Source organism: Zoogloea sp. 1C4 (genome assembly GCF_009469605.1).
Lineage (GTDB): Bacteria > Pseudomonadota > Gammaproteobacteria > Burkholderiales > Rhodocyclaceae > Zoogloea > Zoogloea oryzae.
On record NZ_SSXU01000021.1, the window covers coordinates 47,758 to 67,762 of the forward strand.

Annotated in this window: 17 protein-coding genes and 1 tRNA gene; 13 read left to right on the plus strand and 5 right to left on the minus strand. The window is 69.6% G+C overall.

Going from position 1 to position 20,005, the window contains the following annotated elements:
• The first annotated feature begins 1 nt into the window (after window position 1).
• From GH681_RS18975 to GH681_RS19000, 6 genes are all read left to right on the plus strand, one after another.
• Window positions 2–1,228, plus strand: coding sequence for an MFS transporter (locus GH681_RS18975; protein WP_153163109.1), 1,227 nt, complete (start codon window positions 2–4; stop codon window positions 1,226–1,228).
• Window positions 1,225–1,743, plus strand: a complete 519-nt coding sequence (locus GH681_RS18980) for a DUF3833 domain-containing protein (RefSeq protein WP_153163110.1) — start codon at window positions 1,225–1,227, stop codon at window positions 1,741–1,743. The genes GH681_RS18975 and GH681_RS18980 overlap by 4 nt, the downstream gene beginning before the upstream one ends.
• On the plus strand, window positions 1,740–2,501 hold the full coding sequence (locus tag GH681_RS18985) for an SDR family oxidoreductase (RefSeq protein ID WP_153163111.1): 762 nt from the start codon (window positions 1,740–1,742) through the stop codon (window positions 2,499–2,501). The genes GH681_RS18980 and GH681_RS18985 overlap by 4 nt, the downstream gene beginning before the upstream one ends.
• A 1-nt stretch (window position 2,502) precedes the next feature.
• Entirely contained in the window at window positions 2,503–2,919 is a 417-nt protein-coding gene (locus GH681_RS18990) for a nuclear transport factor 2 family protein (protein WP_153163112.1), read from the plus strand.
• 159 nt (window positions 2,920–3,078) lie between these two features.
• Window positions 3,079–4,263 (plus strand): two-component system response regulator, encoded by a 1,185-nt coding sequence (locus GH681_RS18995; protein WP_153163113.1) that lies wholly within the window; start codon window positions 3,079–3,081, stop codon window positions 4,261–4,263.
• Between the two features lie 41 nt (window positions 4,264–4,304).
• Window positions 4,305–7,484 (plus strand): response regulator, encoded by a 3,180-nt coding sequence (locus GH681_RS19000; protein WP_153163114.1) that lies wholly within the window; start codon window positions 4,305–4,307, stop codon window positions 7,482–7,484.
• 19 nt (window positions 7,485–7,503) lie between these two features.
• On the opposite strand, the gene GH681_RS19005 is transcribed toward GH681_RS19000, so the two are convergent.
• Window positions 7,504–11,031, minus strand: a complete 3,528-nt coding sequence (locus GH681_RS19005) for an ATP-binding protein (protein WP_153163115.1) — start codon at window positions 11,029–11,031, stop codon at window positions 7,504–7,506.
• A 226-nt stretch (window positions 11,032–11,257) separates the two neighbouring features.
• Here GH681_RS19005 and GH681_RS19010 point away from each other — a divergent pair, with 226 nt between their 5' ends.
• Window positions 11,258–12,262 carry an ABC transporter substrate-binding protein gene (locus tag GH681_RS19010; RefSeq protein WP_153163116.1) on the plus strand — a complete coding sequence of 335 codons (1,005 nt, stop codon included), beginning with the start codon at window positions 11,258–11,260 and terminating at the stop codon, window positions 12,260–12,262.
• A gap of 12 nt (window positions 12,263–12,274) precedes the next feature.
• Here GH681_RS19010 and GH681_RS19015 read toward each other — a convergent pair whose 3' ends face one another.
• On the minus strand, window positions 12,275–12,718 hold the full coding sequence (locus tag GH681_RS19015) for a hemerythrin domain-containing protein (RefSeq protein WP_153163117.1): 444 nt from the start codon (window positions 12,716–12,718) through the stop codon (window positions 12,275–12,277).
• 142 nt (window positions 12,719–12,860) lie between these two features.
• Between GH681_RS19015 and GH681_RS19020 the strand changes: the two genes are divergently transcribed.
• The 6 genes from GH681_RS19020 (at window position 12,861) to GH681_RS19045 (ending at window position 16,853) form a co-directional block, all read left to right on the plus strand.
• Entirely contained in the window at window positions 12,861–14,069 is a 1,209-nt protein-coding gene (locus tag GH681_RS19020; RefSeq protein ID WP_153163118.1) for an MFS transporter, read from the plus strand.
• Between the two features lie 103 nt (window positions 14,070–14,172).
• Entirely contained in the window at window positions 14,173–14,520 is a 348-nt protein-coding gene (locus GH681_RS19025; RefSeq protein ID WP_153163119.1) for a hypothetical protein, read from the plus strand.
• Window positions 14,499–15,368 carry a DUF692 domain-containing protein gene (locus tag GH681_RS19030; protein ID WP_228111989.1) on the plus strand — a complete coding sequence of 290 codons (870 nt, stop codon included), beginning with the start codon at window positions 14,499–14,501 and terminating at the stop codon, window positions 15,366–15,368. The genes GH681_RS19025 and GH681_RS19030 overlap by 22 nt, the downstream gene beginning before the upstream one ends.
• Window positions 15,365–16,096 (plus strand): DUF2063 domain-containing protein, encoded by a 732-nt coding sequence (locus tag GH681_RS19035; RefSeq protein ID WP_153163120.1) that lies wholly within the window; start codon window positions 15,365–15,367, stop codon window positions 16,094–16,096. Before GH681_RS19030 ends, GH681_RS19035 begins: the two co-directional genes overlap by 4 nt.
• Window positions 16,093–16,671 (plus strand): sigma-70 family RNA polymerase sigma factor, encoded by a 579-nt coding sequence (locus GH681_RS19040; protein WP_228111990.1) that lies wholly within the window; start codon window positions 16,093–16,095, stop codon window positions 16,669–16,671. Before GH681_RS19035 ends, GH681_RS19040 begins: the two co-directional genes overlap by 4 nt.
• The gene (locus tag GH681_RS19045) at window positions 16,665–16,853 is read left to right on the plus strand and encodes a zf-HC2 domain-containing protein (RefSeq protein ID WP_153163121.1); all 189 of its coding nucleotides are present in this window, start codon (window positions 16,665–16,667) and stop codon (window positions 16,851–16,853) included. Before GH681_RS19040 ends, GH681_RS19045 begins: the two co-directional genes overlap by 7 nt.
• Before the next feature lie 6 nt (window positions 16,854–16,859).
• Here the strand turns inward: GH681_RS19045 and GH681_RS19050 are convergent, their stop codons facing one another.
• The 3 genes from GH681_RS19050 to infA form a co-directional block, all read right to left on the minus strand.
• Window positions 16,860–18,656, minus strand: coding sequence for a diguanylate cyclase (locus GH681_RS19050; protein WP_228111991.1), 1,797 nt, complete (start codon window positions 18,654–18,656; stop codon window positions 16,860–16,862).
• 249 nt (window positions 18,657–18,905) lie between these two features.
• A tRNA-Thr gene (locus tag GH681_RS19055) sits at window positions 18,906–18,980 on the minus strand.
• Between the two features lie 210 nt (window positions 18,981–19,190).
• Window positions 19,191–19,451 (minus strand): translation initiation factor IF-1, encoded by a 261-nt coding sequence (infA, locus tag GH681_RS19060; protein WP_153163123.1) that lies wholly within the window; start codon window positions 19,449–19,451, stop codon window positions 19,191–19,193.
• Between the last annotated feature and the right edge of the window lie 554 nt (window positions 19,452–20,005).

Below are 20,005 nucleotides of genomic sequence, written 5' to 3' on the forward strand. Positions count from 1 at the left end.
GATGCCCGCCCGCCGCGCCCTTGCCTACGGCCTGCTGGGCCTGCCGCTGGCCTTTGCCGCGCTGCCGGTTTATGTGCACGTGCCGCGGCTGTACGCCGAGACCGCCGGGCTGCCGCTGGCGCTGCTGGGGGCGATCCTGCTGGGCGCACGCCTCCTCGACGCCGGCATCGACCCCTGGCTGGGCTGGCTGGCCGACCGGCTGCCCCGGCGCGGGATGCTCGCGGTGGCGCTGCTGCCCTTTGCCGCCGGCTTCGCGGCCCTCGTCAATCCGCCCGCCAGCCACGCCGCCGCCTGGCTATTGGGGGCGCTGGCGCTCACCTATCTCGGTTTCTCGGCGGCCACCGTGGCCTACCAGGCCTGGGGCGCCGACATCGCGCCGGATTCGGCCGAGCGCACCCGCTTCACCGCCGCCCGGGAAGGCTTCGGGCTGGCCGGCGTGGTGCTCGCCGCGGCCCTGCCCGGGCTGCTGGCGGCCGATCACAACACCGGCCTCGGCCGGCTCGGCTGGGTGCTGCCGCCTCTGCTGCTGGTGGCCGCGGTGACGACGCTGGTGGGCGTCGGGCCGGCGGCGGGGCGCGTCGCCGCGCTGGCCGAGCCGGTCGGGGCCAGCCTGCGCGGCGCTCTGGGCGATGCCGCCTTCCGGCGCCTGCTGGCGGTGTTCGTCGCCAACGGCCTCGCTGCGGCGTTGCCGGCCACCTTGTTCCCGTTTTTCGTGGCCGACGTACTTGAGGCCGACGCCGCCGGCGGGCCGCTGCTGGTGGCCTACTTCCTGGCCGGCGCGGCGTCGCTGCCCCTGTGGGTGAGGCTCGCCGCGCGGCACGGCCGGGTGACGGCCTGGCTCGGCGCGATGGGGCTGGCGATGCTCGCCTTCGGCTGGGCGGCCCGGCTGGGGCCCGGCGACGTGGCGGGCTTTGCGCTGGTCTGCGTGGCCTCCGGGCTGGCCCTCGGGGCCGATCTGGCGCTGCCCGCCGCCATCGCCGCCGACCTGGGCGAACGCCAGGGCCGGGCCGGCGCCTGCTTCGGGGTGTGGAACCTCGCCGCCAAACTCAACCTGGCCCTCGCCGCCGGGCTGGCCCTGCCGCTGCTGGCGTGGCTGGGCTATCAACCGGGCAGCGGCACCGGGCTGCCCGCCCTCAGCTTCACCTACGCGCTGTTGCCGCTGGCCTTCAAGGCGGTGGCGGCGGCGCTTCTGTGGCGCTGGCGCCACCTGCTGGAGATCACATCATGAAAACCCTGCTCGCCACGGCCCTGTGCCTCGGCCTCACCGCCTGCGCCTCGCCGGGCGTCGAACAGTACAAGGCCGAAACCCCGGTGCTCGATCTGCGCACCTACCTCAACGGCACCGTCGATGGCTGGGGGATGTTCCAGGGGCGCTCCGGTGAGGTGAAGAAGCGCTTCCACGTGGTGATCGACGCCCGCTGGGAGGGCGACACCGGCGTGCTCGACGAGCACTTCCAGTGGTCCGACGGCAGCACCTCGCGCCGGGTGTGGACGCTCACCCGCCAGCCCGACGGCACCTACCGGGGCCGCGCCGACGACGTGATCGGCGAGGCCACCGGCAACGCCCTGCGCTGGCGCTACGTGCTGGCCCTGCCGGTGGATGGCCGCACCTATCACGTGGATTTTGATGACTGGATGTTCCTGATGGACGGGCAGGTGATGATGAACCGCTCGTACATGTCGAAATGGGGCTTCCGGCTGGGCGAGGTGACCCTCACCTTCGTCCGCCGGCCCGGGTCATGAACCCGAAGATCACTGACTGGCGCGGCCGGCGGGTGTGGCTGGTGGGCGCCTCCAGCGGCATCGGCGCGGCGCTGGCGCAGCATCTGGCCGGGCTGGGGGCGCGGCTGGCCCTCACCGCCCGCAGCGCCGACCGGCTGGCGGGGCTCGATATCGGCGATGCCGACGCCCTGATCCTGCCTTGCGATGCCACCGACGCCGCAGCCCTGGCGGCCGCCCGGGACAGCCTCGTTGCCGCCTGGCAGGGGGTCGATCTGGTGATCTACCTCGCCGGCGATTACGTGCCGATGACCGCTGCCAGCTTCGATCTGGCGGTGGCCGAGCGGGTGGTGGCGGTCAACTTTGGCGGGGCGATGCGCCTCGCCGCCTGCGTGCTGGGCGATCTGCAGCCCGGCGGCGGGATCGCCTTCGTGGCCAGCGTGGCCGGCTACCGCGGCCTGCCCCGGGCCCTGTGCTACGGGCCGGGCAAGGCGGCGCTGATCCACTTTGCCGAATGCCTGCATTTCGATCTGGCGCCGAAGGGCGTCGGGGTGTGGGTGGTCAATCCGGGCTTTGTGGCCACCCGGCTCACCGCCCGCAACGACTTTGCCATGCCCGCGTTGATGAGCCCCGATGCCGCCGCCGAGGCGCTGGTGGCGGGGCTCGCCACGGGAAGCTTCGAGATCGATTTCCCTAAACGCTTCACCCGCATCATGAAGCTGCTGGCGCTGCTGCCTTACCGCTGGTATTTCCCGCTGGTGCGCCGGCGGACCGGAGACTGAAATGAGCCTGAACGCCCTGATCGCCTATTACGAGAGCCTCACCGAGGAGAGTGTCGTCCGCCTGCCGGCCTTCTACGCCGAGGACGCCACCTTCACCGACCCCTTCAACGACGTGCGCGGCGTGCCGGCGATCCAGCGCATCTTCCGGCACATGTTCCGCCAGGTGGAGACCCCGCGCTTCGTGGTGCTCGAGAAGGTGGCGGATGCGGATGGCGCGGTGCTGGTGTGGGCTTTCCACTTCCGCTTCCGGCGCAGCGGGCCCGAGCAGGTGATCCAGGGCGTGTCGCACCTCAAGTTTGACGATGACGGCCGGGTGAACTTCCACCGGGATTACTGGGACGCCGCCAGCGAGCTCTACATGAAGCTCCCCGGCATCAGCCTGTTGTTGCGGCTGCTGCGCCGGAAGCTGGCTGCCTGAGGGCGCGCAATGAGACGCGGGGTTAAAGCCCGTGTGCATGCTGCCGATAATCAGTGCGGTGGTACGCTGTGCCACGTCATCGACCCGGTGCGCTCCCGAGCGCCTTCCGCCCGCTTCCCGGGCCAGGGTCGAACCCCGCATTCCCAACCGAGGCAGGTCATGATCAGCAACGGCAGCGCCCCACAACACGCCGAGAACAAGCCGGGACAGACGATCCTGATCGTGGATGACACGCCCCAGAACCTGACCATCCTCGGCGAGCTCCTCCAGCCCTATTACCGCGTCCGGGCAGCCAACTCGGGCGAGCGTGCCCTGCGGGCCGCCGGGCTGCAGCCCCGTCCCGACCTGATCCTCCTCGACGTGATGATGCCGGACATGGACGGCTACGCCGTGATGGAGCGCCTGCGCGCCGACCCGGTAACCCGCAACATCCCGGTGATCTTCGTGACCGCCATGCACGGCGTCGAGAGCGAGGAGCACGGGCTCGAGCTGGGCGCCGTCGACTACATCACCAAGCCGATCAACCCGGCCATCGTGCTGGCGCGGGTGCGCACCCACCTCGAACTCAAGCAGGCCCGCGACCGGCTGTCCGTCGAGAACCAGTGGCTCGAAGGCGAAGTCGCCCGGCGGATGCGCGAGAACCTGCTGATCCAGGATCTCAGCGTGCGCGCCCTGGCCTGCCTTTCCGAGGCCCGCGACAACGAGACCGGCCTGCACATCGTGCGCACCCAGACCTACGTGGAGCTGCTGGCCCGGCGTCTGGCCGACCACGAGCGCTTCCGCGACGCCCTCGCCGGCGACCGGCTGGGCATGATCGTCAAGGCCGCGCCGTTACACGACCTGGGCAAGGTCGGCATCCCCGACGGCATCCTGCTCAAGCCCGGCAAGCTGACCGACGAGGAATTCGAGATCATGAAGCATCACGCGACCATCGGCGCCGACGCCATCGGCAAGGCGATGGCGCAGGCCTCGGCGAGCGCCGGCGCCGATGCGGCCGAAAGTGCTTCGCGGGCCTTCCAGTTTCTCGGCGTGGCGCGGGAGATCGCCCTCGGCCACCACGAGAAGTGGGACGGCTCCGGCTACCCGCAGCGCCTGGCCGGTGACGACATCCCGGTGTCGGCCCGTCTGATGGCCCTGGCCGACGTGTTCGACGCACTGATGACCCGCCGGGTCTACAAGCCGCCCTTCAGTCTCGAGGAAACCACCCGCATCATCCGCGACGGCCGCGGCAGGCATTTCGATCCGGACGTGGTGGACGCCTTCATGGCGTGTCTCGACGCCTTTGCCGATATCGCCGAGCGCCTTGCCGACCCGATGCCGGAAGACGCGGAGCAGGCGCGATGATCCCGTCTCCGCCCCGTCCGCCTCACTGAAAGCCGCCCCCCATGCGCCGCTCCCGCCGTGTCCGATCCGATTCAGGAAGCGCGGAATGGCGCGTTCGGCAGGGCGGCCTGGCGGGCACCGCTGCCTTCCGCCGCCGCCGGCTGGCTCGTCACTCCACCGATGCCGCCGACGCCCGCGAGCAGCTTGCCGGCACCCTCGACGCGCTCCCCGACGCCTACCTCGAGCTGGACCGTGACGGCCTTTGCCTCGACGCCCACGTCCGCCACTCCGCCCTTTTCGCCAACCAGCCCGGGCCCCTTGCCGGGCGCGACATCCGCACTCTGCTGGCGCCCGAGCCCGCCGCCATCCTGACGGCCGCCCTGGCCGCCGCCGCTGCCCACGGCAGCGATCAGGGCCGCACCCTGCAGATCGAGGCCGGCGGCCAGATCCACTGGTTCGAGCTGGCCGTCACCACCCGTCCGGGCGCCGGCGCCATGCGCTTCATCGTGCTGGCCCGGGACATCACCGCCCGCCGTCAGGTCGATCTGGACCAGAGCAACCTGCTGGAGGCCGAGGTGGCCCGGCGCACTGCCGATCTCGCCACCGCCATCGAGGAAGAGGCGGCGATCCTCGATTCGGCCAGCGTCGGCATCGTGGTGCTGAAGGACCGGCGGATTGTCCGCACCAACCGGCGGATGGACGAGATGTTCGGCTACGCCCCGGGGGAGCAGGTCGGGCAGTTCACCCGCATCTGGTATTGCAGCGAAGAAGACTGGGCCGAGACCGGGCAGGAGGTGCGCACCCAGGTGTGGCGCGGCCAGACCCACCAGCGCGTGCAGGAAGTCCGGCGCCGCGACGGCAGCCGTTTCTGGGCCCGCATGTCGGGCCGGGCGATCGACGCGGCCGACCCGACCAAGGGCATGGTCGGGATCATCGAGGACATCACCGCCGAGCGCGCCGCGGCCGAGGAGATGCAGCGCGCCCGGGCCCTGGCCGAGGAGGCCGTGCGGGTGAAGTCGGATTTCCTCGCCAATATGAGCCACGAGATCCGCACCCCGATGAACGCCATCGTCGGGATGGCCTACCTGACCCTCCAGACCAGCCTCACCGGGCGCCAGCGGGATTACCTCACCGAGATCCAGGCCGCCAGCCAGCACCTGCTGGGCATCATCAACGACATCCTCGACATCTCGAAGATCGAGGCCGGCAAGCTGGTGATCGAGCACGTGGGCTTCTCCCTCGACCGGGTGCTCGACAACGTCACCGGCCTGATCGCCGAGAAGACCGCCGAGAAGGGGCTGGAGCTGATCGTCGATGTGGCCGACAACGTGCCCGGCGAGCTGGTCGGCGACCCGCTGCGGCTCGGACAGATCCTCATCAACTTTGCCAACAACGCGGTGAAGTTCACCGAGCGCGGCGAGGTGACGATCCGCGTACGGCTCGCCGAGATGCGGGACGACGGGCCGTGCCTGCGCCTGTCGGTCACCGACACAGGCATCGGCATCACCGACGACCAGCGCGGCCGGCTGTTCCGCAGCTTCGAGCAGGCCGATTCGTCCACCACCCGCAAGTTTGGCGGCACCGGCCTCGGGCTCGCGATCAGCAAGCGGCTGGCCGAGCTGATGGGCGGCGAAGTGGGCGTGGACAGCATTCCGGGCGTCGGCTCCACCTTCTGGTTCACCGCCTGTTTCGGCCGGGGGGCGGCTCAGCCGCGCCGGCTGGTGCCGCGGGCCGATCTGGCCGGGCGCCCGGTGCTGGTGGTGGATGACAACCCCAACGCCCGCGACGTGCTCGCCGACATGCTCCGGCGCATGGGTTTTGCGGTCACCGCCGTGGATTCGGGGCGCGCGGCGCTGCATGCGGTGCGCGACGCCGAAACCCGCGGCGCGCCCTTCGCGGTGGTCTTCCTCGACTGGCAGATGCCCGACCGGGACGGCATCGCCACCGCCGGCGACATCCGCGACCTGAAGCTCGCCGAGCCGCCGCGGCTGGTGATCGTCACCGCCTACGGGCGGGAGGAGCTGATCCGCTCGGCGGGCAGCGTGGATATCCACGACGTGCTCATCAAGCCCGTCACCGCGTCGCTGCTGTTCGACACCGTGCTGCGCCTCCTGGCCGGCGAGGACGCCGGCGAGCGCGCGGCGGCTGTGGGCACGGCCCCGCCGCCCCTGCCGGCGGCCGAGCTGGGCGCCATCGCCGGTGCGCGCATCCTGCTGGTGGAAGACAACGACCTCAACCAGCAGGTGGCCACCGAGATGCTGGCTCACGCCGGCTTTGAGGTGGATGTGGCCGACAACGGGGCGGTGGCGGTCGAGAAGGTGGCGGCAGGCGCCTACGATCTGGTGCTGATGGACATGCAGATGCCGGTGATGGACGGGCTCACCGCCACCCGGGCGATCCGCGAGAAGCCCGATCTGGCCTGGCTGCCCATCGTGGCGATGACCGCCAACGCGATGTCCGGCGACCGGGAGCGCTGCCTCGCGGCCGGCATGCAGGATCACGTGGCCAAGCCCATCGACCCGGCCACGCTGTGGGCCACGCTGCTGCGCTGGATCAAGCCCCGCAGCGGCATGGCCGCGCCAGTGGCGGGCGCCCGGGCTGAAGCCGAAGCGCCGGCGACCGGAACCGGCGCGGTGATCGCCCGGCTTGCGGCAATCGCCGAACTGGACGTGCCGGCCGGGGTGCGCAATGCCCTCGGGCGGGAATCCCTCTACATCGCCCTGCTGGGCAAGTTCGTCAGCGGGCAGGGGGATTTTCCGGCCCATGTGACGTCGGCGCTGCAGGATGTGGACTGGCTCTCGGCCGAGCGGCTGGCCCACACCCTGAAGGGCGTGGCGGCGCAGATCGGCGCCTACGGGCTGAGCGAGCTGGTGGCCCGTTTCGAGCTGGCCGTGCGCAAGCGCGAGCGGCTGGTGGTGATGGTGCCGCTGCAGGCCGAGATCAGCCGGCGGCTGACTGCGCTGGTGGCGGCCATCGTGGCGGCGCTGCCCGGCGAGCGCCGCCTGCCGGCGCCGGTGGCCGTGGATCCGGACGAGCTGCAGGCCGCCTGCGCGCGTCTGGCGCGGGAGCTGGCCGACGATGACTTCTCCGCCAACCAGACCCTCGATGCCCACGAGGCGATGCTGCGGGCGGGGCTGGGGCACCGCTTTCCGGTGCTCGCCGAGGCGGTGCGTTCGTTTGATTTCGGCCTGGCCCTGAGCTGCCTGACCGAAGCCGCGGCGAGCCTCGACATCCCGATCTGACGCGCGCCCTCAGCCGGCTTCAGTGCTCCTGGGGCGCGTGCCGGGCGATCAGCTCGTCCAGCATCTGGTGGGCGGTTTCGAACTCGAAGTTCTCGATGGCGTCGCCGATCTGGCGGGCTGCATCGGGCTGCAGGCTTGCCAACAGGTCGCCGTGGGTGCGCCACAGGGTGGCCGACTGCATGTCGTCCTCGGACAGCAGGCGGGACAGTTCGCTGCCGACGCGGCGCACTTCCTGCAGATCGGCCGGCCTGACCTGGGGGGCGGGTGCCGGGGCACCGGATTGCAGCGTGGCCTCGATGGCCGGCACAAGCTGGGCAAGCTCGGTGGCGAGGGTGGCGATGCCGGCTTCCAGCTGGTCGGTCGGGGCCTTGTCGCGGATGGCCTTTTCGAGGGCGGCGGCGGTGCTGGCCACCCGCATGGCGCCGATCGAGCCAGCGCTGCCCTTGAGGCTGTGGGCGGCCCGTTCGGCCTCGGGCAGCTGGCCGTCGTTGAGCATCTGGCGCAGCGTCGTGGCATCGGCCCGGTGGGAGCGGGCGAACACGCCGAGGATGCGCCGGTAGCGTTCTTCATGGCCGCGCATGGTGCGCAGGCCGATCGCCACGTCGAGGCCGTCGATGTCGCCCAGGCTGGGCTGGGTTTCGGGTTGTGGTGCCGGCGTGGGGCCCGCCAGCGCGCCGGTGGGGAGCCAGCGCAGCAGGGTCTGGTAGAGCACGTCCGGGTCGACCGGCTTGGGCACGTGGTCGTTCATGCCGGCGGCGAGGCACAGGTTGCGGTCTTCGTCGAAGGCGTTGGCGGTCATCGCGACGATGGGCACGGTGGTGCCGCCGGGCAGGGCGCGGATGGCGGCCGTGGCCTCGAGTCCGCCCATCACGGGCATGCTGAGGTCCATCAGGATGAGGTCGAAGCTGCCGCTGTCGCGCACCTTGTCCACAGCCTCCTGGCCGTCCTCCGCGAGCTCCACGTTGATGCCGGCGTCGCTGAGCAGCTCGCAGGCGATCTCCTGGTTGAGGGGGTTGTCCTCGGCCAGCAGGATGCGGCGGCCGGCGTAGTGTTCGCGCAGGCGGCGCAGGGGGTCGGAAAACTCGCCGGTCAGCGGGTCGGCGGGGCCTTCGCTGCGCTGGATGGCCTGGCCGGCTTCGAGGTGCAGGCGCAGCCAGAAGGTGCTGCCGGCGCCCTCTGCGCTGCGCACGCCGATCTCGCCGCCCATCAGTTCGGCCAGCCGTTTGCTGATTGCCAGCCCGAGGCCGGTGCCGCCGTACTTGCGGGTGGTGGAGTTGTCGGCCTGCTCGAAGGCGCGGAAGACGGCGATCTGCTGGGCTTCGCTGAGGCCGATGCCGTGGTCTTCGACCTCCAGCCGCAGATCGACGCCGCTACCGGTGCCGGGCAGGCGGATGGCGCGCAGGGTGATCGTGCCATGGCTGGAGAACTTCACCGCGTTGGACAGGAAGTTGACGAGGATCTGCTCGATGCGCACCGGGTCGCCGCGCAGCAGCGCCGGCAGCTCGGGGTCGATATCCACCGCCACCGGCAGCTGCTTCTGGTTGGCGCTTTCGCGGATGAGGTTGGTGGCCTTCTCGAGGGTGTTGCGCAGGGGAAAGTCGATGGCTTCGAGGGTGATCTTGTCGGCCTCGATCTTCGACAGGTCGAGGATGTCGTTGATGATGCGCAGCAAATGCTGGGCGGCGGAGCCGATCTTCTCGACCCGGTCGAGCTGCACCGGCTCGCGGATCTCGCGCTGGAGCAGGTGCGACAGCCCGATGATGGCGTTCATCGGGGTGCGGATCTCGTGGCTCATGTTGGCCAGGAAGGCGCTCTTGGCCCGGTTGGCGCTTTCGGCCTCGTCCCGCGCGGCGGCGAGTTCGCGGGTGCGCTGCTCGACGAGGTCGGTGAGGTGGTGGCGGTGGGCTTCGAGTTCGCTGGCGATCTGCTGGCGCTCGGTGATGTCGCGCACCGAGCACATCACGTAGGTCTTGCCGCCCCATTCGACGCGGCTTGATTTCACCTCGGCCACATAGACGCTGCCGTCCTTGCGTTTCTGGATGGTCTCGAAGGTTTCGCCGTCGGCGCGCACGCCGCGGATCATCGGCAGCAGCTCGCTCTTGGAGAAGCGGGCTTCCCAGTCCCACACGTGAAGGCGGGCGAGCTCTTCGGGGCGATAGCCGAGCATCGCCGCGAACTGCAGGTTGGCCTCGAAGACGCTGCAGTCTTCGTTGAGCACCACCATGCCGTCCCGGGCCATCTCGAAGAGGGCGCGGCGGCGCGAGGCCTCCTCGGCAAAGCCCCGCTGGGCCTGCTGGTGGGCAAGCCGCTGGCAGTCGAGGGAGTCGAGCAGGTTGTTGAAGTGGATCGCCAGCTGGGCGATCTCATCCACCTCGTCGTCCCGGGGGACGCGGGCGCTGTGCTCGCCCTGGTGGATCGCGGTCATGGTGTCGGAGATTGCGCTCAGGCGGCGGGTGATGTTGCGGGCGCCGTACAGGAAGGACACCGACAGCCCGAGCATTGCCAGGGCCAGCAGGCCGCCGATGCTGCCGGTGAGCAGCCAGCGCTCCCGGGAATAGCGGTGTTCGGGAAATCCGGTGCCGAGCATCCCGATGTGGCGCCCCTCGCCGTCGTGGAGCGCCTCGTAGCCTGCAATGTGCCACTGGTCGCCGATGAGCGTGCGCTGGGCCCAGGTTTTCTCGCCCTCCAGCACCGTGGTGCGGACGGCCTCCGGCGCATGGGTGCCGATGGCGCGCATGTCGCTGCCGAGGGCGGCGGTGGTGGCCACGCGCAGATCGTCGAGGAAGAAAGTGGTGACGCCGTCGTTCGAGGTGGCGTTGGCGGCGACCGGGAAGACCACATCGCGGATGCGGTCGATCATCGGCACGTTGTTGTTGAGCAGCATCCCGCCCACCAGGATCGCGTCGGCGTAGCTGTTGCTGAGGGGCAGGTGAGCGGCGGCCTCGATCATCAGGCCGCGGGTCTCGGCTTGGGCGCCCTCGCGGTCGGTGACCTCGACCCGCGCGCGGGCCGGCAGATCAGGCGAGAGGGCGCCAAGCTCGGCTGCCTCGAAGCGCGTATAGCGGGCAGTGGCAACACCGGCAACCGCCTGGCGCAGCGCAAAGCTGTCCGGCAGACGACTGCCCGGCGCGAGGCCGGTGCTGGAGGCGATCACCCGGCCATCCGGGGAGGCGATGATCAGGTAGTCCAGCCGGGCAACTTCGGCCCGGGACGCGAGGTACTGGTCGAGGAGGGGGATCGGATCCCGCGTCACATGCTCGCCGTGGACGGACAGGAAGTGGGCGATCCGCTCCACCTGAACCACTTCTTCCACGTGCCGGAGCGTTTGCGCCCGCACCTGGTCCATGTAGTTGCGAGCGCTGGCGAGGTTGCCGCGGGAGCTGCTCTCCAGGAGGTCGGTGAAGCGGGCGTCCCCCACCAGCAGCAGGGTGGCGAGGATCAGCGGAAAGGCGATCAGCAGCGGCGCCAGCCCCAGGGCGACGAGCCGCAGGCGCAGGGATGCACGCCAGCGATGCTGACGGTTAGCGAGCAGGGAACGGGGAGACATTGTGTAGATCCGTTCGGCGGCCTGGGTCGATGAGGCTTGGTGTCTGGATGGGCGTGCGCAGCGCGGAATCAGCCGGCGGAGGGTGGCGTTGCCGAGACCGCGGACGTCCGATACGCGCACCCCTTGTAGACGGCCCGTTCTGGGCGGACTTGAGTGAGGGGGTCGTACGGCCCATCGTGAGATTTAAACTCGTTAAAAACAATAATTTTGTTATTATCGCAAAAATATGAAAAAACTTTATGGGTTTGTCGCCAGGGTGCTGGCGGTCGAGCAGATCAACCGGGCGGGCGGCGTGCAGGGCCGCAAGATCGAGCTCGTGGTCAGGGACGATGCCCAGAACCGGGAGACGGCGACCAAAGCCGCATCCGAACTGGTCGCTGCAAAGGTCGAGGCGGTGATCGGCCCGTTCACCAGCGGCATGGCCGAGGTGGTGGTGCCGGTGCTCGCTGGCAACGATACGCTGGCGATCAGCCCGACCGTCACCTCGATGGATTTCGTCGGCAAGAATGACAACCTGGTGCGGATCAACCGCGGCTCCCGTGACAACGCCCGGGATTACGCCCGCGTGATGTTCCGGCGTGGCGAGCGCAAGGTGGCCGTGGCCTGCGATGAGCGCAACCGCTCGTTCACCCTGTCGTGGCTCAATGAGTTCCGCGCCGCCTTTGCCAAACAGGGCGGCGAGGTGGTGGCCGAGGTGGCCTACGAATCGCGCCCGGATACCGATTTCGGCGCGGTGGTCGGGGCGATGCTGAAGAAGGGCCCGGACAGCCTGCTCTTCGTGGCCGGTGCCATCGACGTGGCGCGGCTTGCCCAGCAGGCCCGCCGTCAGGCGCCGACGCTGCCCATCGGTGCCTCGGAATGGGCCGCCAGCGAACAGCTGATCGAGCTGGGCGGCAAGGTCGTGGAAGGGCTGCTGATCGTCCAGAACTACGACCGGGACGACGATTCGCCCCGCTTCAACGAGTTCCGCGAGGCCTACTTCAAGCGCTTCCAGAAGAATCCGGGCTACAGCGCGGTGGCGGCCTACGATGCGGCGATGGTGCTGTTCGAGGCCCTCTCCAGGCGCGCCGACGGCGAGAGCGTGAAGGCGGCGGTGCTGCGCAACGGGCCTTATCAGGGGCTGCAGCAGCGCATCGTCTTCGACGCCAATGGCGACACCCAGCGCAAGGTGTTCTTCACCGAGATTCGCGACGGCGCCTACCGGAAGCTGGACGAAACCCTCTCCCGGTAAGCCGGGCACGGGTCAGCGGTCGATCGGCAGGTTGCGACGCAACACGACCGGCACGCCGCCGAGTTTCTTCTTGGCCAGCCACTGGGCCAGCGCCGAATCCAGGTAGTCCGCGTGGCTGGGAAACCAGCGGGCCAGCTCGGCAGCAAACTCGCGGCCCACTTCCACATCGCCGGAGCGCACCAGGTCTTCCACCTGATAGGCCGATTCCATCACCGCGTTGTGGTCGTCCACGTGGCAGTCCCGGGGCGGGAAGTCGGTTTCTTCCATCCACGTCTTCTCCTGCCCGAAATGGGCTTCGGCGTGTTCGATGAAGGCGCGCATCGCGGCGGCGAGATCGTCATCGGGGCAGGTCAGCAGCCGGTCGACGACCTCGACGAACTCCCGGTGCGTGTCGTCCATGGCCTCGAACCCGAGCAGGAAGGCGTCGGTCCACGGCAAACCCTGTTGATCGGTCATTTTCTGTGTTCTCCTGGCGTGTCATTCTTCGACCCTGCGCGGGCGAGGTGCCAAGGATAACCCGAGGCTCGGCCCGTGTTACCCCTCGGGATGAAAAAATCTCGAGAATTTTTATCCCTCGCCCGCATCCAGGAGACCGCCCATGCTCCCTTCCGGAAGCCCCCCCACCGCCAGCACCCGTCCCCGACTGCCGGCGGGCATCTGGGCGCTCGGGCTGGTGTCGATGCTGATGGACATCTCGTCGGAGATGATCCATGCGCTGCTGCCCGTGTATCTGGTGGGCGCGCTCGGGGCCTCGACGCTGGCGGTCGGGGTGATCGAGGGGATCGCCGAGGCCACCGCGGCGATCACCAAGGTGTTCTCCGGCGCGCTGTCGGACTGGCTGGGCCGGCGCAAGCTGCTGGCGGCCATCGGCTACGGGCTGGCGGCCTTCACCAAGCCGGTGTTTCCGCTGGCCGACACGGTGGGCTGGGTGGTCGCGGCGCGTTTTGTTGACCGCATCGGCAAGGGCATCCGCGGTGCGCCGCGGGACGCCCTGATCGCCGATCTGGCCCCGCCGGGCCTGCGCGGCGCCGCCTTCGGGTTGCGCCAGTCCCTCGACACCACCGGCGCCTTCCTCGGGCCGCTCGTCGCCATCGGGCTGATGGCGCTCACCGGCGGTGACATCCGGCTGGTGTTCTGGGTGGCGGTGCTGCCGGCCTTCGGCGCCTTCGCGCTGATCAGCCTGGCGGTGCACGACGTGCCCCGGCCGGGCGCGGAACGGGTGCGCGCGCCCCTGTCCCGCGCCGAGCTGGCCCGGCTACCGGCGGCCTACTGGTGGGTGGTGGGGATTTCGGCGGTGTTCACCGTGGCGCGCTTCAGCGAGGCCTTTCTGGTGCTGCGGGCCCAGGAGCTGGGCGTGGCGCTGGCCTGGATTCCGGCGGTGCTGGTGGTGATGAACGTGGTGTATTCCCTGTCGTCCTACCCGGTGGGCGTGCTGGCCGACCGGATGCATCGGGGCAGCCTGCTGGGCCTGGGTTTTGCGATGCTGGTCGCGGCCGATCTGGCCCTGGCGCTGGTGGACGGTCTGCCCGGCCTGGCCATCGGCGTCGCCCTGTGGGGCCTGCACATGGGCATGACCCAGGGCCTGCTGGCCGCGTTGGTGGCCGACGCAGCGCCGGCCGAGCTGCGTGGCACCGCCTTCGGGGTGTTCAACCTGGCTGGCGGGCTGGCCTTGCTGGTGGCCAGCGTGGTGGCCGGCGGGCTGTGGGATGCCTTCGGCTCCCGCGCCACCTTCCTGTGCGGCGCGGCCTTTGCGGCGCTGGCCCTGGTGGGGCTGGCGTGGCGCTGGCCGGATTCGGCGCGCGGCTGAAAAATATTTCGCCTACCCTGTAAGAAAGCCGGGCGCCGGACAGACTAATCGGCAGCCCGTGCATGTTGTGCGAGGCAGCCCCACCCCCGACAGGAGATTCACCATGAAAAAGACGTCCGCGATCACCGCCGTGCTGGCCACTTCCGCGCTGCTTGGCGCCACCGCCGCCCAGGCCGGCGACAACCCCTTCTCCGCCACGCCCCTGGCGGGCGGCTACCAGCTTGCCCAGGCCGACACCAAGCCGATGGACGGAAAGATGATGGACGGCAAGATGATGGACGGCAAGATGATGGACAAGCCCATGGACGGCAAGGCGGCCGACGCCAAGTGCGGTGCCGAGCGCAAGGCCGGCAAGAAGGCCGACGGCAGCTGTGGCGGCAAGAAATCCGATGCCAGCTGCGGTGCCGCCAAGAAGAAGGCCGACGCCTCGTGCGGCGCCAGCAAGAAATAAGCGCTCCGTCCGGCGCCTGGCCCACGGGCGCCGGCCTGGGGTTCCGACGCGAGCTGCTCGCCGAGCTGGAAGCCGGCGTGCCGGACGCGATCGGCTTCTTCGAGCTCGCGCCCGAAAACTGGGCCGGCGTCGGCGGCGAATCGGCCCGCCGGCTGCGCGCTTTCACTGAGCGGCACCCCTTCGTCTGCCACGGGCTGTCGCTCTCGCTGGGCGGCAGCATGCCGCTGGATGTGGATCTGCTCAGGCGCATCCGCGCCTTCATGGGCTCCCACGGCATTGGCCTGTACACCGAGCATCTTTCGTGGAGCAGCGACGCCGCCGGCCAGCTCTACGACCTGCTGCCGCTGCCCTTCACCGCCGAGGCGGTGCGCTGGACGGCCGCCCGCATCCGCCAGGCCCAGGACGTGCTCGGCATGCGCATCGGCATCGAAAACGCGTCCCGCTACCTCACCCCGCCGGGGGCCGAGATGAGCGAGGCGCAGTTTGTCCGGGCGGTGGTCGAGGAGGCCGACTGCCTGCTCCACCTGGACGTGAACAACCTCTTTGTGAACGCCCGTAACTTCGGCTTCGACCCGCTCGCCTTCCTCGACGCGCTGCCGCTGGATAGGGTGTGCTACCTGCACATCGCCGGCCATCACCAGGAGGCCGACGGGCTCCTGATCGACACCCACGGCGCGCAGGTGATCGGCGACGTGTGGGCGCTGCTCGACGCAACCTACCGCCGCGTGGGGCCGCTGCCCACCTGCCTGGAGCGGGATTTCGACTTTCCGCCGCTCGCCGAGCTGGGGGCTGAAGTGGCGCGGATCGCCGCCCTCCAGCAGCAGTCCCGGCAGGCGGAGGCCGCATGACCGGCCTGCAGGCTTTCCAGTCGGCCTTCGGCGCGCGCCTGCGGGGCGGGCGTAGCGTGCCATGCCCACCCGGCGTGTCGGCACCTCGGATGGCGGTGTACGAGACGCTGCTCTTCAACAACCTGCGGGGCTTTGTGGATCGCTGCTTCCCGGTCGCCCGCGCCTGCCTGGGCGAAGCCCGCTGGAAACGCCTGTGCCGCAGCTTCTACCGGGACTGGCCGTGCCGTAGCGCGTGGTTCCGTGACATCCCGCGGGCCTTTGTCGACTACCTGGAATCCGCCGCGCCTGCCGGGCTGCCCCGCTGGCTGGCGGATCTCGCCCGCTACGAGTGGGCCGAGCTGGCAGTCGATCTGATGGACGTGGCGCAGCCGCCCGTGGAGGCGGGCGCCAGCCTGCTGGACGACTTTCCCCAGCCCAACCCCGCGGCGCTGTCGCTGGCCTTTGCCTGGCCGGTGCAGCGCATCGGGCCGGATTTTCGCCCGCGCAGGCCAGAGCCGGTGTGCATCGTGGTGTATCGCGATGGGAGCGAGGCCGTGCGTTTCATCGAGCTCAGCCCGGCCTCGGCGCACCTGCTTGCCCTGTGCGACGGCGCCACCCGCGGGCGGGCAGCCATCGAGACCCTGGCCGCCGAGCTGGGCCGCGCGGCCGACCCGGCCTTCGTGGCCTTCGGCGCGCACAACCTCGCCGCGCTGGCCGACGCCGGGGTGATCCTGGGGGCACGTCGGTGAGTGCCGCCGAGCTGATCGCCGATTTCCGCCCGCAGATGATCAAGTTTGCGCGCCTGCAACTGCACGACGACGCGGCGGGGGAGGATGTGGTGCAGGAGGCCATCGAAGCGGCGCTGGCGGGCATCGACCGTTTTGCCGGGCGCTCGGCCCTCAAGACCTGGCTGTTCACCATCCTGCGCCACAAGATCATCGACAGCCTGCGGGAGCGCGGGCGCACGGTGCAGATCTCGAGCCTGGAGCGGGACGAGGAAGCGCTGGACGAGACCCTCGACGGGCTTTTCAACGCCAGCGAGCACTGGCGCCCGGACACCCGCCCGCGGCCCTGGGCCGACCCCCACGCGGCGCTGGAGCAGCGCCAGTTCTGGCTGGTGTTCGAGACCTGCCTCGAAGTGCTGCCCGCCCGCACGGCGCGGGTGTTCATGATGCGCGAATTCCTCGGGCTGGAAACCGACGAGATCTGCGCAACCCTTTCCCTCACGACGAGCCACTGCCACGTCATCCTTCACCGGGCCCGGGCCGGGTTGAGGCAATGCCTCACCAACGGCTGGTTCGGTGCGGAGCCCGCATCATGCTGACCTGCAAGAAGGCAACCCATCTGATGTCGGCCGGCCTCGACCGGCCGCTGGGCCCGGGCGAACGCCTCCGCCTGCGCCTGCACCTCATCTTCTGCCGCGGCTGCCGGGCCTTCCGGAACCAGATCGGCTGGCTGCGGAACATCAGCCGCGGTTTCGTTGGCCGCGACGACGGGCCGGATTAGCGGCGCTCAGGCGCTCCAGCGCGCCCGGCCGGCGTTCTTGGCCCGGTACATGGCGTGATCGGCGGCGATCAGCAGGCGCTCGGCGGTGTCGCCGTCGTTGGGGAAGCGGGCCACGCCCACGCTGCAGGCGATGCGCAGCACGTGCCCATCCACCTCGAAGGGCTGCGACAGCGCCTCCACCACCTTGGCGGCGGTGGGTTCGATGGCGGCTTGGCCGGCGCCGCTGGGCATCGCCACCACGAACTCGTCGCCGCCCAGGCGCGCCACGGTGTCCTCGTCGCGGAACAGCCGCTGGAGGCGCTGGGCCACCTGCTGCAGCAGCAGATCGCCCACGTCGTGGCCGAAGCGGTCGTTCACCGGCTTGAAGCGGTCCAGGTCGATGAACAGCACCACCACCTCGCACTGATGGCGGCGGGCGTGATGAACCATGCTCTCGAGCCGGTCGGAGATCAGCGAGCGGTTGGGCAGGCCGGTGAGGCGGTCGAAGTTGGCCTGGTGCCAGATCTCGCCGTCACGGCGGCGCAGTTCGGTCACGTCGGCCACCAGGGCCACCCGATGTACCACGCTGCCGTCGGCGGCCAGCACGGCCGAGATCACCGCGTGGCCGGTGTAGGCCTCGCCGTCGCGCCGGCGTCCTTCGAAATCGCCGCGCTGGTGGTGCAGGTCGGCGGGGCCGAACAGCTCGCCCAGGCTCTTGCCGCCCACCCGGCCGGCGGGAAGCGTCGAGATGTGCTGGCCACGCAGCTCGTCAACGCCGAAGCCGGTGATGGCGCTGAACGCCGGGTTGATGTCGACGATGCGGTTTCCGGTATCGACGATGACGATGCCTTCAGCCATGTAGTCGAGCACTTCGGACAGGTGCTCTTCCCGGTCGGCGAGGGCGGCCACCGCCCGCTCGTAGCGCCTGAGGGCGACCAGCAGCGCGCCGATCACGAGGAGCAGCAGCCCGCTGAAGATGCCCGCCTGCTGGATCGCCCAGGTGTTCTGGGCGCGCACCGGGGCGAGGGCGTCGTCGAGGGCGATGCCGCTCATCATCACCAGCCCCGAGGGCAGGCGGGTCCAGGCGTAGTGACGCAGGACGCCGTCCACCGAGGCGTGGGCGACGTAGTGGCCTTCCTTGAGGCTGGGGCGGGTGATGTACTCGCGCTGCTGGGGCGCCTGCTTGCCGTAGTGGGCCGTGGGGTCGAGGCTGCGCAGCAGGACGTGGCCTTGGGCGGAGACCAGGGTCAGGGTGTCGCGGGGGCCGCTCTCGAAGCGGGCGAGCTGTTCGGCCCAGGCTTCGGGCGAGACGGCGATGGACACCACGCCGTCGAATTGGCCGTCCCGGCGGATGGCTCGCGCCACCTGGATGCTCCACTTGCCGGTCAGGCGGCCCAGCACGGGTGGCGAGACCACCAGCCGGTCTTCCTGTTCGGTGGAGAGCTGGCGGAAGTAATCCCGGTCGCCCAGAAAATTGCGCGGCGATGGGCCTAGCGACGAGTAGGCCAGATAGCCCTCGGCGTCGATGCGGAACTGCTGGAGCACCAGCCCCGGCGGCATCGTCTCGGTGATCAGCTGCCCCTGCAGGGCCATCGCGGCGGGGCTGTCGAGGGTGGCGATGCGGGCAGTCCGGAGGGCGAAGTCGAAGCGCTCGATGCCCGCCTGCACCGTTGCGCCGGCGGCGCGGGCCTGGATCAGCGCCTGGGCGCGCAGCCGGTCGTTGGCTTCCCGTTCGTTCTGCCCGGTGGACGTGAGCGTGTCGTACCAGATGATGCCCAGCGCCAGCAACGTGACGCCGATGATCGCGGCACGGACGAACTGCAACGGCCTGGCCGATCGCTGGGGTAAGAGCCGGGAAATCATGGGAGTGGGCCGAATCCTCGCCGTGTCTGCGTCATGCCGAGGTACGCAGGTCTGTGCAGGCCTCAGTGTGCATCAAGTCGCGTGCGTGGTGGATGTCGGGATGCGTCGCGGGCCCTCGATGACGCAAAAAGGCGCAGGCGGGCGTGACGTCATCATGGCAGCGGGTGCGTCCGGAGGGCGAAGAAGACGGAGAACAGGCAAGGGGGTGTGTGGTGCTCATGGGCAGGATTGAACTGCCGACCTCTCCCTTACCAAGGGAGTGCTCTACCACTGAGCTACATGAGCACTGCACGTGCGCTGCAGAATGCCGCGCCGTCGGGTTGGTGGCTCACACCGCGGCCTGACGGCCTGAAGTGCGACAACCCTTGAAAAGCGGGGCGGATAGTATCAAGAGCGGCGGCCCCCCGCAAGGATGTCCGACGCATGATTGCCTGAAATCCGGCCGTTTTTCACGATTGTTGAGGCTTCGTGGGTGCCCGGCCGGCTTCAGGGTGTTCAGTAGCGCCGGGAGGGAGCCGGAGCGCCGCCGCTGCGCGGGGGCAGGTGACGGAAGGTGATGCGGCCCTTGGAGAGGTCGTAGGGCGACATTTCGAGGGTGACTTCGTCACCGGCGATGATGCGGATGTGGTTCTTCTTGAGCTTGCCGCCGGCGTAGGCGATCAGCAGGTGCTCGTTGTCGAGGGTGACGCGGTAGCGACCGTCCGGCAGGACTTCGGTGACCTTGCCGTGCATTTCGATGAGTTCTTCTTTGGCCATGTTCGGGCTCCTTGTGGCGGGCCGCGCATCCGGAAAAGGGTGGATGGGCCCGGGTTTCGCCTGGCCCGGTTGGGGCCGGGGGGGGCGGGTGCCGGCCACCGGGTGGGCGATCGGCACGAGTTGCCTGCGAGAAATATCGCGGGCGCAGGTGATTGGCGTGGTGGACAGCGAGGCTGGCGCGCCAGCTGAAAGCATCGGGCCGGCGGAGGGCAGGCCGTTGCGGATGTGAATTCGATGGGGTGAGAGCACCGTCTGCGCAAGACGCGCGGACGACAATACGAATGCACGATTCAGATCGACATGATAGCACGGCCAGCGGCACCCACGTTGGGCCGTCTTGCCGGGAACCGGTAATGTTGCCGCTATGTCGTCGGTCCTGAAGAACTCCTCGGAGCCTTTCCTCACGCGGCCTGCGCGTGGTTGAGCGCTTGCCGAATCCTCCAGTTTCCAGTGCAATCGCATTCACTTTCTGGAAGATTTGGAGCGCAGGTTTGCGATGACCACCCCGGATTTTTTCCGCGCCCGGCTGGACGCGATGATCGACCTGCGTCACC